Origin of the sequence: Phenylobacterium sp. (genome assembly GCF_035309685.1) — a bacterium.
GTDB lineage: Bacteria > Pseudomonadota > Alphaproteobacteria > Caulobacterales > Caulobacteraceae > Phenylobacterium.
Window position 1 is genome coordinate 1 of the sequence record NZ_DATGEX010000033.1, and the last position, 15,280, is coordinate 15,280.

Sequence of the window (15,280 nt, forward strand, 5' to 3'; positions counted from 1 at the left end):
CGGCGCCGACACCGTCGTCACCCTCGCAACCGGCGACCACATCACCCTCACCGGCGTCTCCATGACCGCCCTCAAGGCCGGATGGATCACCGAGGTCGACAGCCTCTTCGGATCACCCTCCGTCGCACCACCACCTATCGATAACCTCGCGGGCGGCGCTGTCGCCGCCGCTGGCCAGGTGGCGGCCCCGGCGGCCCAGATTGGCGCCGCCGCCGCCTCGGCGGCAGCGGTTGTGGCCGCGCCCGCAGCGGCCATCGCCACCGTCCATGGCGTGTCGCTGGTCGGTGGATCGGCCGCGGAGACGCTTACCGGCGGCGCCGGCGATGACACCATCAATGGGGGCGGCGGCGCTGACCACCTCATCGGCGGTGCGGGCAACGACACCTACATCGTACCCAACTCGTCGGCGACGATCATCGAGAACGCCGGCGGCGGCACTGACACGGTCATCGCCAAGGGCGACTATGTGCTGGGGGCGAACCTCGAGAACCTGACGATCAGCTCCGACGCTACCAACAGCTGGGCTGGAACCGGCAATGAGCTGAACAACGTCATCATCGGCAACGCCGGCGCCAACAAGCTGAGTGGCATGGCCGGCAACGACACCCTCGACGGCGGGGCGGGCAACGATACGCTTACCGGCGGCGCGGGCGCAGACGTTTTCCGGTTCAATCATGGTGGTGGCGCGGACGTCGTCACCGACTTCTCCTACGCCGACGGCGACCGGGTGCACGTGACCGACAGTCACTATACGGTCTCCCAGGTGGGGGCGAACACCGTCATTGACCTGGGCGGCGGCGACACCATGGTGCTGCAGCACGTCACGCTCTCGACGCTGCACAGCGACTGGATCATGGTGGGCTAGCGCCGCCTCGGCGCACCTTGCCCCAACAGATCGACGCCCGTCCGGCGACCGCCGGGCGGGCGTTGGCGCGTCTGAACCGTTGGCCGCGCCCGTGGGACCTACGCTGGGTCTCGCAAAAGTATCTTCACACCTGCCGGCTATTGCGCGAACCGGGGTGCGCGAAGTACGGGGACGGCCTGCAGTTTGCCGGCGCCGATCATGGAAGCAGCGGTGAACGCACGTGACGACCGACCAGACGACCTTTCCGCCGAGCCCGCGAGCCACGCTTCACCGATGACAGCCGGCGCTTCTCCCACAGTCACGCGCGTGCTGGCCGGCGAGCTGTGCACGGGGTGCGGCCTTTGCGCCTCGGTGTCCCGGGGGATCGAGATGGGCTCGGCTGCGCCCGGCTACAATCGTCCGGTGCAGAGCGGGCCGGTCTCCGCGGACGAGGAGCGGACGATCGCCCAGGCTTGTCCCGGCGCCGTCGTCGCGGCCTGGCCGCGGGCGGGCGAGGTGCATCCCTACTGGGGCCCCTACAGGACCGTCGCGACCGGCTTCGCCACCGATCCGGCCGTGCGGTTCCAGGGATCCTCGGGCGGCGCGATCACCGCGATTGCGATCCACGCCCTGCGGTCCGGGCTGGCCGACCGGGTCGTCCATGTGACCGCCAATCCCGCCGACCCCGCCGGCAACATGGTCTCGGTTTCGCGTACGCCGGCCGAAGTGCTGGCCGGCGCGGGCTCGCGCTACGTCTCGTCTTCGCCGCTCAGCGACATCGACCGGCTGCTGGACGAACCCGGCGCCTTCATCTTCATCGGCAAGCCCTGCGATGTCTCGGCGCTCCGGCGCCTGGGTGAGGTCGACGCCCGGGTCGCGGCGAAGGTTCCGTTGATGCTGGCCTTCTTTTGCGCAGGCATCCCCAGCCGCGCCGCGGTCGGCCGCGTCCTGGCGGCCCTGGAGGTCGCGCCCGAGGACCTCCTGGCGTTCCGCTACCGCGGCAACGGCTGGCCCGGCAAGGCGGCCGCGGAGACCCGCGACGGGCGCATCGCCGAGATGACCTATGAAGCGAGCTGGGGCGGGTTCCTGTCCCACGAGGTGCAATTCCGCTGCAAGATCTGCCCGGACGCCGTGGGCGGAGTGGCCGATATCGCCTGCGCCGATGCCTGGTATGGCGGCGAAAGCGGCTACCCGAGCTTTGAGGAGATGGAGGGGCGCAGTCTGGTAGTGGCGCGCACGGCCCGCGGCCAGGAGGTTCTCGATGCGGCGCTGGTCGCCGGCAGGCTGGTGATCGAGCCTCTCGACCTCGCCGAGATCGACCTGATGCAGCCGAGCCAGGCGCGCCGCAAACGGCTGATCCGCGCCCGGACCGCGGCAGTGCGGCTATTGGGTCGGCCCACCCCGAAAATGATGAATCTGCGGGTCGCTCAAGCCGCGCGCCTCGCGCCGATGCGTGAGGCGTTGCGGAATTTCCTGGGTACGCTCAGGCGAGCTCTTAACGGCAAGCTCAGTCGTCGCTGATGTGCGTAGCGAAGGCGGCGAGGTCAGCGTATCACTTCGTTAGTGTGCGGTAGGGATAATCAGAGGGTTGCGTCGGGAAACCGGCAGAGGCGCGGGCATGAAACACAGACGACTCACAGTGCTGGCGCTTGTCGGGACGGCCGCTGTGGCGTCAGCCGCCCATGCGCAATCGGAGTCCGGGCCGTTGGCGCCGGGCCAGATGGCGCAGGCCCGGCAAGCTCGAATGGCGCAGTTCCTGCTCAGCGCCAACGCCGAGTACGACAGCAATGTCGTGCGGGCATCCCCGACGCTGGCGGCGCAGGAGGGCCTCCACCTCGCCGACACCACCTATTCGCCGACCCTGAACGCCAACCTCGTGCTTCCCGTAGGCCGCCAGGCGCTGTTCCTCGATGGGAACGTCGGCTACGTGGCGCACCAGGAGAACACCCGTCTCGACCATGCGAAGGCCGATCTCAACGCCGGCGTCGGCAACAAGCTGGGGCCTTGCGGCAGCGTGCTGACGGGCGGCTATTTCCGCGGTCGGAGCGAGCTTTTGAACACCGCCCTCGCGACGACGGTGCAGGATCTGCAGGAGATCAAAAAGGTCGATTTCGGCCTGACCTGTCTGCGGGCGCCCGGCCTCGGCCTGAACCTCGACGCCTCGCGATCCTGGGCCACCAATGACGCCCCGACACAGAGCAACGGCAACTATCAATCGACCCAGCTCACGGGCAGCCTGATCTATTCACGTCCTTCGACCGGTACGATTGCACTGACCGCCGCAGATGTGGAGACGGACTATTCGCAGGTCGGCCTCCTGGCGCTGGTGGGCCCCTCAGGCTACAAGGCGCGCTCGGTCGGGCTGCGCCTGGAGCGGAAGCTTGGCGGCCGCATCGAGGCGACCGCCACAGTCTCCTACACCAAGGCGGAGATTGAACAGCCGGTGCTGCTCGCCGGGCCGGCAACGCCATCAGCGCGCGATTTCACCGGATTGACCTACACGGGCGATGTGACCTTCCGCGCGTCTAGCCGGCTTTCGGCGCATGCCGGGTTCGACAAAGAAGTGAAGCCGTCCCTGATTCCCGGTGGGTCTTTCGAGGTGCACACCGAGTATATTGTCGGAGTGAAGTACAATCTCGGGTCACGCATCGAACTGGGGCTCGACGGCCAGGATCGCAATATCATTGTGCATGGAGATTTCCCGGCGGCGCTGGCGGCCACAACTTTGACAGACGCCCACGTCAAGCTCATCGAGGCGACTGCGCGCTACAACCTGACCAAACGGTTGTCGTTCCTGCTGACAGGCGGCCGTGAGACGCGTGACGCAAACAACGCGCTATTCGAATATAGCGACAACAAGGTGAGCCTCGGGACTGAGGTGAGATTCTAAAGGATGATCGAAGGCGCACGTGACATGAAGGTATCGAGCGACATCTGGCGGGTGGCGGCCGTCTGCCTCGCAATTCTGGCGCCATCCTTTGCCGCGGCTCAGACGCAGCAGGCCGCGCCACCCGGTTCTGCGCCAGTTGAGGCGCCCACGCCGCCGACGGCGGCAGCTGTCCCGCCCGAGGGCCCCACGGCGGTCGCGGAATCGTCGCAGTATCCGCTCGGGCCGCAGGATGTCATCGAATACAACGTCCTGGGAACGAACGACAAGGTGCGCGCACGGATCGACGCCGATGGCACCATTCAGACGAATCTGGGCGGCCGAATTACCGCGACCGGAAAGACGCCCCGCGAACTGGGTACGGAGATCGCCAAGACCCTCAAGGCGGGCGGCTTCTATGCCGATCCTGTCGTGAATGTCGATGTGGTGGGCTACGCCAGTCGCTATGCCACGGTCCTGGGCTCTTTCAGCCAACCGGGTCTGATCCCGCTCAGCCGCGACTTCCATCTGTCGGAGATTTTGGCGCGGGTCGGCGGCGTACGCCCTGACGCGGCCGACTACATCGTCGTGCGTTCGGACACGGGTCCGGAGAAGCGCTATCTGATCTCCAAGCTCTCGTCGGGCGATCCGGCGAGCGATCCGCTGGTGAGACCCGGAGACAAGATTTTCAGTCCGCAGGCGGAGATCTTTTACATTTCGGGTGAGGTCAAGGCGCCGGGCACCTATCCGTTGCGCAGCGACATGACCATCGCCCAAGCGATCGCCCGCGGGGGCGGCTTGACGGACTCGGGGTCGGAAAACAAGGTCAAGGTCCGGCGGGGCGACAAGGTCATCAAGTTGAACGGTGACGCCAAGGTGGAGCCCGGCGACGTGCTTACCATCGGCGAGCGCCTCTTCTAAGCCGTCCGTCAGGAAAGCCACATGAGCATCATCCAGTTCATCAGAATTCTGTGGGCGCGCCGTATGCTCACGCTCTTGACCACCATCGCGACGGTGGTTGGCGCGGTCATCGCGATGCTGATCGTCCCTCCGAGCTATGAGGGAAAGACGCGGGTGATGCTCAACACCCTGAAGCCGGATCCTGTCACTGGCGAGATGATGCAAAACGCAGCGATGCGGACGTTTATCACAACTCAGACTGAGCTGATCCGCGACATCGGGGTGGCCGGCCAGGCGGTAGACCAGCTTGGATGGCTCGCAAATCCCGAAGCCATTCGTCAGTACAACGGTGCTAGCGGGCAGGATAACGACCTGCGCCGCGCCATGGCGCAGCGGATCATCGACCGCACAAAGGTTGATGTGGTCCTCGGCACCAACATTCTTGAGATCACATTCCGCGCGGCGACGCCGGACGAGGCGCGCTCGATGGCCAACGCCCTGCGCGACGCCTATGTGGAGTCGACGCTCAACGCACGTCGCCGCGACGCGGCGCGCAACGCCGATTGGTATACCCAGCAGGCAGTGAAGGAACGCGACCTGCTCGGCAAGGCTGACGCGGCCAAGACCCAGTACGAACGTGAAGCCGGCATCGTTATGCAGGACGAGAAGACCGATGTGGAGACCGCGAGGCTACGGGCGCTGGCCGCTCAGCCGGGCCTGAACGCACCGATGATTGCGCCGCAAGCGGCGCAGAGTTCGCCGGCGGCCCTGCAACTGGCGCAACTGGACGCTGAGATTGCCCAGTCGTCGAAGACGCTCGGGCCGAACCACCCTCAGATGATCCAGCTCAAGAGCCAGCGCGCGACGCTCGCAAAGGTGGTGGCCGACGATCAGGCTGCGGCGCGGAACGCTTCAGCCGCTGCCGTGCGGGCTATGAGTTCGAGCGCCGGCGCGCTGGACGCAGCCGTCCGCCAGCAGACCACCCGGGTGATCGCCAACCGCGACAAAATCGAGCGCCTCAATGAACTCCAGGCGGAGGTCAATCTCCACCGCGAGCAGATGGAAAAGTCGCTGCAGCGGGCTGGCGAGCTTCGTCAGGAAGCCGCGGTGGCCGACTCGGGTATCACGGTGCTGAGCGAAGCCGTCACCCCGCACGATCCGTCGTTCCCCAACGTGCCGCTGATCTCCTTCGGGTCGGTCGGACTTGGGGCTGCGCTGGGCTTGTTCTTGTCGTTGCTCCTGGAACTGCTACGCCGACGCGTGCGCGGCAGCGAAGATCTCGACCACGCCATCAATGCGCCGCTGCTGGCGGTGATCTCGACCCACCGCTCGGACCGCAAGGTGAAGCCGGCGCGGGCGGGCAAAGCGCTTAAGCCAAGTCGCGCCCGCACGGCGGCGGCCTGACGGACCTTGGGAGGGCCAATGGCAGCCACAGCTGCAGCCAGCAAGAACCCGGCGGAGCCGGTTCGCGCCGGCGATGATGATATCTCGTTCACGCTCGCGCCTGGGCTAGTGGCGCTCGACGACGAGGTCAATACGCGGACGGAGGCCTTTCGTGGCCTGCGGACGCACATCATGGCCCGCCATGTCGGCGAGGGGCGGAGATCCATCGTCGTCTGCGGTCCGACGCCGGCCGTGGGCTGCACCTTCGTCGCCGCGAACCTGGCCGTGGCCCTGTCGCAGATCGGGGTGAACACCCTGCTGATCGACGCCAACATGCGCGAGCCGGCGCTGGACAAGATCTTTCGGCCGTCGCGGCCGGTGACCGGCTTGCAGCAATGCCTGGCGGGTGACGAGGGCTTTGCCGAGCATATTCAGCAGGACGTGTTGCCGAACCTGTCGATCCTCTTCGCCGGGGGCGCGACAGCGAACCCGCAAGAGCTGCTGGCCTCAGAGCGCTTCGCTTCGCTGATGAGTTTCTGCCTGCGGGAGTTCGACATGACGATCGTCGACACGCCGCCGGCGAACAGCTGCTCCGACGCGCATCGCGTCAGCACCGTCGCCGGCTACAGCCTGATCGTCGCGCGGAAAGACAAGACCCTGGTGAGCGACATCCGGGTCCTGGCCGATCAGCTTGAGAACGACTACGGCCGCGTCATCGGCACAGTCCTGACCGAGGACTGATGACGGCTCAAAGCACGCCCACAAGCCGCCCATCCATTGCGCCTGCCTTGAAGCACTGGCCGCTGGTGCTGGCGCTGGCCGCCCTTGGAATCCCGACTCTGATCACACTGGGCCAGCAGGTCTGGTCGACGGAGATCGGCGCCCACGGCCCGATCGTGCTCGCCACCGGCCTGTGGCTCGCTTGGCGGCAGAGCGACCAGCTGAAAAAGGACGCCCAGCCGGGCGCGTCCTGGCTGACGGCGCTCGGCCTGGCGTTTTCCCTTGCCCTCTATGTGTTCGGGCGCGCCTACGAATTCATGGTCCTGGAGGTCGCGGGGCTCTACGGCGTCTGCCTCTCGTTCCTGCACGCCTACGTCGGCGTGCGCGCGATGTTGCGGAACTGGTTTCCCATCCTCTATCTCGGCTTTGTGATCCCGCCGCCGGGCTGGGCTATCGACAGCCTGACGGCGCCCTTGAAGGAGTTCGTCTCCTACGCCGCCACGACCATCCTCCAGGCAGCGGGCCTGCCGATCATCCGCGAGGGCGTCACCCTGATGGTCGCGCAGTACCAGCTGCTGGTAGAGGACGCCTGCTCGGGGATGAACTCGCTGATCGGCCTGATCGCCATCAGCCTGTTCTACATCTACCTCGCCCGTAACGCGTCCTGGCGCTATTCGATCTTCCTGGTTAGCCTGGTGATCCCGATCGCGATCCTGGCGAACATCATCCGGATCATCATTCTGGTTCTACTCACCTATTTCCTGGGCGACGGCGTCGCCCAAAGCTTCCTGCATGTCACCGCGGGGCTGTTCCTGTTCGCCATCGCCCTGTTGCTGGTCTTCGCCGTGGACAGTCTGGTGTCGAGGTTCCTGCACGCCCGCCGCAAGGCCGCCGCATGATCGCGCGCCGGGATTTCATCATGGGAGGCGCTGGCGCCGCGGCCGCGGCGCTGGCTTACCAGCTTAAGCCGCACCACAAGCTCAATCTGCTGGGCCACCGTAAGATGGCCGATATCGTGCCGGTCTCCTTCGGCGTCTGGTCGAGCCAAGGCGAGAACTCGCTGGTGACGCCGGCGACGGAGGGCAAGCTTGCGGCGCGGCTCTACAACGAGATCGTGAGCCGCATCTACACGCAGGCCGAGACGGGCGAGCAGATCATGATGCTGATCGCCTACGGCGACACGCAAAGCGACCTTTTGCAGCTGCACAGGCCGGAGGCCTGCTATCCGGCGGTTGGCTTCCATCTGGCCTCGGCTCAGACCGCCGCCATCCCCTTAAGCCCGCACGCGGTGATCCCCGGCCGGCGCGTTCTCGCCGAACTCGAAGATCGGCATGAGCGCATCGTCTACTGGACCCGGGTCGGCGAGTTCCTGCCGGCGACCAGCAACGATCAGAGGAAGGCGCAGCTGAAGACGGCGATGCAGGGCTTCGTTCCGGACGGCGCGCTGTTCCGGTTCTCATCGCTGCGCCCGGATCCGTCCGCGTTCGACGTGCTCGACGGCTTCATTGCCGGCCTTGTGCTCGCTGTCGCTCCGACCAACCGGCCGCCCCTGGTGGGTTCGGCGCTGGCGAGCGAAGTGGGCGTCTAGGAGGCCGTCACCAACTAGGTTCCATCAGGATTTCTCCAACTCGGCGTCGACTAGGGCCCGCTCATCCACGTTTTTCTTGATCGCCTTAAGGAATAGGTCCGTCAGTTCCGCACAATAGTTGTCGAGCAAGGCGTCGATCTCTCCGCGGCTGTGTGCCAAGTCGGCGCGAAGCTTTTCGCGGTCGTCGAAGCTGTCGAGGGTGAACTTGAGCGCGGTATCGGTGTCCAGCCCGGTCACCGGAACGATGTGCGGATAGCCCAGCAGGCCTTCGAACAGGCCGATGAACTTGCGGCTGTAGGCGACCGGCACGACCGCCACGCCACTCGAATAGGCCGCGATGCACGCGTGCATTCGCCCGGCGACCAGGAAATCGAGGCCGGAGATGTAGGACTTGGCTGCCGACGGCGAGGTGAAGTTCGGGACCCGCTCGGCCTCGGGAAACTCCGTGGCAAGGCGATCGGCGACCCGCCCGTCGTCGTCTTGCGGCAGCACATCGCTGTTCACGTGGCAGATGAGTTTCACCGAGACGTTCGGCCGCTCGAGCAGAGCGGCGATCAGCCGGCGCGTGTAGGCGGCATAGTCCACCTGCATGCCGAACTCGTTGGCCCCGCTATAGCCCCCGTTGAACAGCAGTCCGGAGACGTTGAGGCCGACCTCGACCACGGTGGCGTTGGCCTTCTGGCGCGACTCGAAGGGCAAGGCGAAGGCGACATCGACTGCCTGTGACACCGGCGTCTCAGGGGCCATCCTGCGTGCGACATCCAGGGACAGCGGGTCTCGAGCCATCACGAACGCCGCGCGCTGCATTGCATGCGCCGCCAGGAAGGTCTGCGGCTGACGGTTAAACGGGCCGATCGTCTGCGGACTGAGGCCCAGCGGCACCCGCCTGGCGATCGCCATTATCTTGCTGAGCCAAAGGAAACCGAACCGCTTCAGCCCATAGATGTCGGCGAAGCTATCGCCGCCGCCGATATCGAGCACGCAGTCGAGATCCGCCAGGGTCCGCCAATAGGTTCCACCCGGAAGCATAGCCCGGGTGTTGATGGCGAGGTCGTCGATGTCGGGCCCCGAGACATAGTGCGGCACGGCCGGATCGACGAAGCCCAGGATGTGGAAGCGGGGCTCAAGGCCGGCAGCGGCGGCTGCGCGGCGGGCGAGGGCTATGTTGCTGACGGTCAAGGCGCCGACCCCCAGATTTCCGGAATTCACTGAGTGCCAGAGCAGGCCGATCGAAATGGTGATCGGCGCGACGCCAGAATCCACCTTCATTCGTTCTGCCCTGCCGCCATCTTCACTTGAAGCTCCCTACCTTTCATAGAAGTGCCACCAATAAACTAAGACTCCGTCCATCAGCTACCGCCAGGGGCGCGGCAACAAGTTTGAAGGACTTCTCACTCACCCTGGCGGCGTTGCAAAACTCGGCGCCTCGGCCGCCCGCCGATCTTCCCGTCATCCGGTCTAGCTGGTAGTCACTCACCCATGCTGCAAAACCCGTTTTCGAACTCGCCGGTCCGCATCGCGGTCCTGGGTCTTGGCTATGTCGGCCTGCCGCTGGCCGTGGCGTTCGCTGAGCATTTCGATGTGCTGGGGTTCGACATCAACGCCGGACGAGTCGCCGAGTTGTCGCGCAGCGAGGACCGCACGCTGGAGGTCACGCCGGACGAGCTGAAGGCGGCCAAGCGTCTCAGCTTCAGCTCGAACGCCGAGGACCTGAAGGCCTGCAACGTCTTTGTCGTGACGGTGCCGACGCCGATCGACGACCACAAGCGCCCCGACCTGACCGCGCTGCTGGCGGCCAGCCGCACGGTGGGCGCGGCGATCTCCAAGGGCGGCGTGGTGGTCTATGAATCCACGGTCTATCCCGGCGCGACCGAGGACGACTGCATCCCGGTGGTCGAGAAGGTTTCGGGCCTCACCTACAACCGCGACTTCTACGCCGGCTACAGCCCTGAGCGGGCCAATCCGGGCGATCCGAACCACCGGCTGGCGAACATTATGAAGGTGACGGCCGGCTCGACGCCGGAGGCCGCCGCCTTCGTCGACGCGCTCTACGGCCAGGTGGTGCCGGCCGGCACCCACTGCGCCAGTTCCATCCGCGTGGCCGAAGCCGCCAAGGTGATCGAGAACACCCAGCGCGACCTCAACATCGCGCTGATCAACGAGTTCGCGCTGATCTTCCGCCGCATGGGGCTCGACACCAGCGAGGTGCTGGCGGCGGCGGGCACGAAGTGGAATTTCCTGAACTTCCGCCCAGGCCTGGTGGGCGGCCACTGCATCGGGGTCGATCCTTATTACCTGACCCACAAGGCTCAGCAGCTTGGCTATCATCCTCAGGTGATCCTGGCGGGCCGGCGGATCAACGACCTGATGGGCGGCTATGTGGCGCGCGAACTGATCAAGGAACTGATCCGCCGCGGCGGTGCGCCCAAGGGTTCGCGAATCCTGGTGATGGGCTTGGCCTTCAAGGAAAACTGCCCGGACCTGCGCAATACCCGCGTCGTCGACATTATCGGCGAGCTGAAGGAATACGCCGCCACCGTCGATGTCTGGGACCCTTGGGTCGACGCCGCCGAAGCCAAGCACGAATACGGCCTCGACGTGATCGCTGCGCCAAAGGCCGGCGCCTACGACGCCATCGTGCTCTCCGTCGCGCACAGCCAGTTCGCCGAGATGGGCGCGGAGAAGATCCGCGCGCTGGGCAAGCCGGGCGCGGTGCTGTTCGACGTCAAGAGCATGTTGCCGCTGGGCGCGGCGGACTTGCGTCTCTGAAGGATTGGCCGTGACGACACGGATCTTTCTGCGCGACGACGACGTAGGGGCGCTGACACCGGCGCTGACGAGCTTCGTTGGCCGGTTTGCAGCCCGCGGCTTGCCGGTCAGCTACCAGATCATCCCTGAGCAGTTCACGCCGGAGGCCGCTGCCTTCATGCTGGCCGAGCGTGCGAAGGCGCCGAACCTGATCGAATTCGGCCAGCACGGCCTGCGCCATGAGATGCAGGTCCGCGGGAAGACCGAATACTATGAGTTCGGCCCCGAACGGACCTACGCGCAGCAGTTGGCGGACATCGAACAGGGTAAGGCGCTGCTACAGGCGCGCCTGGGCGCCGGCGAGGCCCTGCGGGTGTTCACGCCGCCGCGGCACCGCTACGACCGCAACACCCTGAAGGCTATCCGCGCGACCGGCTTCTCGGTGCTGTCGGCCTCAAGCTATGCGACGCCGAAACATCGCGCCGCCTATGCCGTAGGGCGCGCGCTGGGTCTGACCAATCTTGGACGCCCTGGCGTGCCCTGGCATGAGCGGGTTCGGCCCGACTGTGGGCTATTCGAGCTTTCCGTGGCGGTTGGCATCGACGATGGCGACTACATCGTCGGCTCCGCCGATGACGTCATGGCTGAGATCGGTCGCTCGAGGCGGCACATGTCGGCGCTGGGCGTGCTGTTCCACCACCAGGTCTTTGCCCAGCCGGACGGCGAAGCGCACCTGGACGCGGTGCTAGATGGTCTCCAACGGCTTCCAGATGTCACCTTTCACACGCTCGGCGACCTCTACGATCACCGAGCGGAGGCCGGCCGCACGTAGGCCTCAGGGTCGGTAGTAGTCCAGGTACCAATCCACGAAGGCGCCGATCCCGAACTCGATGGAGGTGGAGGGCGCATAGTCCAGGGCGGTCTTGGTCTCCTCGACGTCGGCCTCGGTGCGGGCGACGTCGCCGGGCTGCATGGGGAGCAGGTTGATCTCGGCCTTCTTGCCGAGTTTCTCCTCCAGCACCTCGATATAGCGCATCAGCTCGACCTTCTGGCTGTTGCCGAGGTTGAGCACGCGCCAGGGGGCGACGCCGCTGGTGGCCGGATCGGGGTTCTGCGGGTCCCAGGCGGGATTCACCTGGGTCGGGCGGTCGACGGCGGCGACCAGGCCACTGACGATGTCCTCCACATAGGTGAAGTCGCGCTGCATCTTGCCAAAGCCGTAGACGTCGATCGGGCGCCCCGCGAGGATCGCCTCGGTGAACTTGAAGAGCGCCATGTCGGGGCGGCCCCACGGGCCATAGACGGTGAAGAAGCGGAAGCCCGTCGAGGGGAAGCCGAACAGGTGCGAATAGGAGTGCGCCATGCCCTCGTTGGCGAGCTTGGTCGCCGCGTAGAGGGTGATCGGATGGGTCGCCGGATTGTGGACGTTGAAGGGCATGTTGCCGTTCGCGCCATAGACCGAGCTGGTCGAGGCGTAGACCAGATGCTTCGGCTGCGTTGCGCGGCAGCCTTCCAGGATGTTCAGGAAACCCACGACATTGGAGTCGACGTAGGTGCGCGGGCTTTCCAGGCTGTAGCGGACGCCGGCCTGGGCGGCGAGGTTGACCACCGCGTCGGGCTGGAACTCGGCGAAGAGGGCCGAAAGCCCGTCGCGGTCGGCGAGATCGATTTGCGCGTGCCGATAGATCTCGTCCTTCTCCAGGATCGCGCGGCGCGCCGCCTTCAGAGCCGGGTCGTAGTAGGCGTTCATGATGTCGAGACCGACGACCTCATCGCCGCGCGCCAGGAGGCGGCGTGACAGGTGGAAGCCGATGAACCCGGCCGAGCCGGTGACCAGGACCTTCATGGCGCCTCGAACCCTCTCATTTTCGCCCTGCTCGCGTGGTCGGCGCTGAAATCTCGACGACGCAGCGCACGGCTACCGCTAGGCTTTCTGACGTTCAGATACGGGGGTGTCATGAAGATTTCCTACCTCGCGCTGGCCGCTGCCTTGCTCTGCGGCGCCGCGCCGGCCGTGGCTGTGGCCAAGGCTCCGGTCACCCACGAAGCGATCTGGATGATGAAACGGGTCGGCGCGCCGGTGGTCAGCCCTGACGGCAAGTGGGTGATCTATTCGGTGGTCGAGCCGTCCTATGAACCGGACAAGTCGGTGAGCGATCTGTGGCTCGTCCCCACCGCCGGCGGGACGCCCAAGCGGTTGACCAACACCAAGGCCGGCGAGGGCGGCGTCTCCTGGTCGCCGGATTCGACGAAGATCGCCTTCACCACCAAGCGCGAGGGCGACGAGGTGGATCAGGTCTATGTGCTGGACATCGCGGGCGGCGGCGAGGCGCGACGGATCACCAGCCTGTCGACCGCGGCGGCCAATCCCAAATGGCGGCCGGACGGCCAGGCGATCCTGTTCGAGACCATGGTCTGGCCGGGCGCCCTTACCGACGAGGCCAACAAGAAGGCCGCGGCCGACAAGAAGGCGCGCAAATACAACGTCCGCACCTATGAGCACTTCCCGATCCGCTATTGGAACGAGTGGCTCGACGAGCGTCTGCCGACCGTCGAGGTCGTGGGTCTGGAGCCGGGCGCCAAGCCGAAGGACATCCTGTCGCCGACCAAGCTGGCGCACACGCCGGGCTTCTCCGGCCCCGAGGGCGAGACCAGCATCTCGCTGTCGCCGGTGTGGAGTCCGGACGGCAAGGAGGTCTTGTTCTCCGCCACGGTGGAACACTGGAACGCCGCCTTCAGCGAGGTGAACTACCAGCTCTGGCGCCTGCCGGCCGACGGCGGCGAGGCGACGCCCGTCACGTCCGAAAAAGGCGGCTTCCGCGAACCCACCTTCAGCGCTGACGGCAAGACGCTCTACTTCAACTACAATCCGCGCGTCGAAGGCGAGGTCTACAACCTGGCGCGCTTCTCGAAGGTGGCCTGGCCCGCAGGCGGCGAGATCACCCAGGTCGCCAAGGATTTCGACCGGGAGCCGGAGCGGTTCCAGATCACCCCAGACGGCAAGACCGCCTACATCCTGGTTCCGGAGTCAGGGAAAACCAACCTCTACAGCGTGCCGACCGCGGGCGGGAAACCGGCGCTGGTGATGGAGCCCGCGACCGGCGGCTATGGCGCGCTTACGATCCCGCAGAAGGCCGCCAAGCCGCTGCTGATCGCCACCTTCTCGAGCTCGGTGAGTCCGCAGGAGATCGTCCGCATCGACCCGGCGGCGAAGAAGCATGAGAACCTGACCAATGTGGATACGGCCGAGGCGGCGAACCTCGACTGGGCGGCGCCGATCCACTTCGATTTCGTGAGCGCCGGCGGGCGCAAGATCCACAACATGATCTTCCTGCCGCCGGGGTTCGATCCGTCGAAGAAGTATCCGCTGCTGGTGTTCATCCACGGCGGCGCGGCCAGCATGAACGCCGACCAGATCAGCCTGCGTTGGAACTACCACCTGCTGGTCCAGCCCGGCTACGTGATGCTGATGAGCGACTACACGGGCTCGACCGGCTATGGCGAGAAGTTCGCCCAGGCGATCAAGCTTGATCCTCTCAAGGGGCCGGGCCTGGAAATCGACCAGGCGGTGAACGAGGCGCTGAAGCGCTATGCCTACATCGACGGGACCAAGATGTGCGCGCTCGGCGCCAGCTACGGCGGCCACCTGGTCAACTGGCTGGAGGCCACGACCACCCGCTACAGGTGCCTGGTCAGCCACGCGGGCGAAGTGGATCTCCTGACCCAATGGGGCACGTCGGATGGCATCTACGGCCGCGAGGTCACCAACGGCGGGCCGCCCTGGGAGGGCAATCCGGTCTGGAAAGACCAAAGCCCGATCACTTACGCTAAGAACTGGAAGACCCCGATGCTGCTCTCCATCGGCGAGCGGGATTTCCGGGTGCCGATCAACAACACCCTGGAAAACTGGTCGACGCTGCAGCGGATGAAAGTGCCGAGCCGGCTGCTGGTGTGGCCCGACGCCTGGCACTGGATCCTGAAGCCCGAGGACAGCCGCCACTTCTACGCCGAGGTCGACACCTGGCTGGCGCACTACCTGAAGGACGGGCCGCCATCGCCGTCGCCGGCGGCGATGACCACGGCGAAGTGATCGCCTTGGCTGCGTCTGGATGCGACCAAGGGCCGTAACTTTGCGCTATGGGGTTGAGACGGTCAGGAATCGCTGGCGCGCTGTATGCAGGCGGGCGATCAGCCTTTAAGAGACTGTTCGAAAATGACCGCGACGGGCAGT

Annotated in this window: 13 protein-coding genes; 11 read left to right on the top strand and 2 right to left on the bottom strand. The window is 65.9% G+C overall.

Annotated elements, in window-relative coordinates:
- The 8 genes from VKQ35_RS10815 to epsI form a co-directional block, all read left to right on the top strand.
- The coding region (locus tag VKQ35_RS10815) for a calcium-binding protein (protein ID WP_324361410.1) at nt 1–865 on the top strand (865 nt) is incomplete at its 5' end.
- A gap of 210 nt (nt 866–1,075) precedes the next feature.
- Nucleotides 1,076–2,365 (top strand): Coenzyme F420 hydrogenase/dehydrogenase, beta subunit C-terminal domain, encoded by a 1,290-nt coding sequence (locus VKQ35_RS10820; RefSeq protein WP_324361412.1) that lies wholly within the window; start codon nt 1,076–1,078, stop codon nt 2,363–2,365.
- Between the two features lie 97 nt (nt 2,366–2,462).
- Nucleotides 2,463–3,734 (top strand): outer membrane beta-barrel protein, encoded by a 1,272-nt coding sequence (locus VKQ35_RS10825; protein WP_324361414.1) that lies wholly within the window; start codon nt 2,463–2,465, stop codon nt 3,732–3,734.
- Between the two features lie 3 nt (nt 3,735–3,737).
- A complete protein-coding gene (locus tag VKQ35_RS10830; RefSeq protein WP_324361416.1) occupies nt 3,738–4,631 on the top strand; it encodes an SLBB domain-containing protein in 894 nt (297 codons plus the stop codon).
- A gap of 21 nt (nt 4,632–4,652) precedes the next feature.
- Nucleotides 4,653–6,014, top strand: a complete 1,362-nt coding sequence (locus VKQ35_RS10835) for a Wzz/FepE/Etk N-terminal domain-containing protein (protein WP_324361418.1) — start codon at nt 4,653–4,655, stop codon at nt 6,012–6,014.
- 18 nt (nt 6,015–6,032) lie between these two features.
- On the top strand, nt 6,033–6,734 hold the full coding sequence (locus VKQ35_RS10840; RefSeq protein ID WP_324361420.1) for a CpsD/CapB family tyrosine-protein kinase: 702 nt from the start codon (nt 6,033–6,035) through the stop codon (nt 6,732–6,734).
- A gap of 47 nt (nt 6,735–6,781) precedes the next feature.
- Nucleotides 6,782–7,612 carry an exosortase V gene (gene xrtV, locus VKQ35_RS10845; protein ID WP_324361423.1) on the top strand — a complete coding sequence of 277 codons (831 nt, stop codon included), beginning with the start codon at nt 6,782–6,784 and terminating at the stop codon, nt 7,610–7,612.
- Nucleotides 7,609–8,301 (top strand): exosortase-associated protein EpsI, V-type, encoded by a 693-nt coding sequence (epsI, locus tag VKQ35_RS10850; RefSeq protein ID WP_331681806.1) that lies wholly within the window; start codon nt 7,609–7,611, stop codon nt 8,299–8,301. Before xrtV ends, epsI begins: the two co-directional genes overlap by 4 nt.
- Before the next feature lie 24 nt (nt 8,302–8,325).
- Here the strand turns inward: epsI and VKQ35_RS10855 are convergent, their stop codons facing one another.
- Complete coding sequence (locus VKQ35_RS10855; protein WP_324361427.1) at nt 8,326–9,564, bottom strand: polysaccharide pyruvyl transferase family protein; 1,239 nt, start codon at nt 9,562–9,564, stop codon at nt 8,326–8,328.
- Between the two features lie 216 nt (nt 9,565–9,780).
- Here VKQ35_RS10855 and VKQ35_RS10860 point away from each other — a divergent pair, with 216 nt between their 5' ends.
- Both VKQ35_RS10860 and VKQ35_RS10865 read left to right on the top strand, forming a co-directional pair.
- Complete coding sequence (locus VKQ35_RS10860; RefSeq protein ID WP_324361429.1) at nt 9,781–11,070, top strand: nucleotide sugar dehydrogenase; 1,290 nt, start codon at nt 9,781–9,783, stop codon at nt 11,068–11,070.
- A 10-nt stretch (nt 11,071–11,080) separates the two neighbouring features.
- Nucleotides 11,081–11,881 carry a DUF2334 domain-containing protein gene (locus tag VKQ35_RS10865; protein WP_324361431.1) on the top strand — a complete coding sequence of 267 codons (801 nt, stop codon included), beginning with the start codon at nt 11,081–11,083 and terminating at the stop codon, nt 11,879–11,881.
- Between the two features lie 3 nt (nt 11,882–11,884).
- Here VKQ35_RS10865 and VKQ35_RS10870 read toward each other — a convergent pair whose 3' ends face one another.
- On the bottom strand, nt 11,885–12,895 hold the full coding sequence (locus VKQ35_RS10870; protein WP_324361433.1) for an NAD-dependent epimerase: 1,011 nt from the start codon (nt 12,893–12,895) through the stop codon (nt 11,885–11,887).
- Nucleotides 12,896–13,006: 111 nt separating this feature from the next.
- On the opposite strand from VKQ35_RS10870, the gene VKQ35_RS10875 reads away from it, so the two are divergent.
- Nucleotides 13,007–15,139 (top strand): S9 family peptidase, encoded by a 2,133-nt coding sequence (locus tag VKQ35_RS10875; RefSeq protein WP_324361435.1) that lies wholly within the window; start codon nt 13,007–13,009, stop codon nt 15,137–15,139.
- Nucleotides 15,140–15,280 lie beyond the last annotated feature (141 nt).

Excerpts from the sequence above, each read along its gene's own strand:
- VKQ35_RS10870 (WP_324361433.1), bottom strand. The coding sequence starts at position 12,895 with ATGAAGGTCCTGGTCACCGGCTCGGCCGGGTTCATCGGCTTCCACCTG.
- VKQ35_RS10875 (WP_324361435.1), top strand. The coding sequence starts at position 13,007 with ATGAAGATTTCCTACCTCGCGCTGGCCGCTGCCTTGCTCTGCGGCGCC.
- VKQ35_RS10830 (WP_324361416.1), top strand. The coding sequence starts at position 3,738 with ATGATCGAAGGCGCACGTGACATGAAGGTATCGAGCGACATCTGGCGG.
- VKQ35_RS10835 (WP_324361418.1), top strand. The coding sequence starts at position 4,653 with ATGAGCATCATCCAGTTCATCAGAATTCTGTGGGCGCGCCGTATGCTC.
- VKQ35_RS10840 (WP_324361420.1), top strand. The coding sequence starts at position 6,033 with ATGGCAGCCACAGCTGCAGCCAGCAAGAACCCGGCGGAGCCGGTTCGC.
- epsI (WP_331681806.1), top strand. The coding sequence starts at position 7,609 with ATGATCGCGCGCCGGGATTTCATCATGGGAGGCGCTGGCGCCGCGGCC.
- VKQ35_RS10825 (WP_324361414.1), top strand. The coding sequence starts at position 2,463 with ATGAAACACAGACGACTCACAGTGCTGGCGCTTGTCGGGACGGCCGCT.
- VKQ35_RS10860 (WP_324361429.1), top strand. The coding sequence starts at position 9,781 with ATGCTGCAAAACCCGTTTTCGAACTCGCCGGTCCGCATCGCGGTCCTG.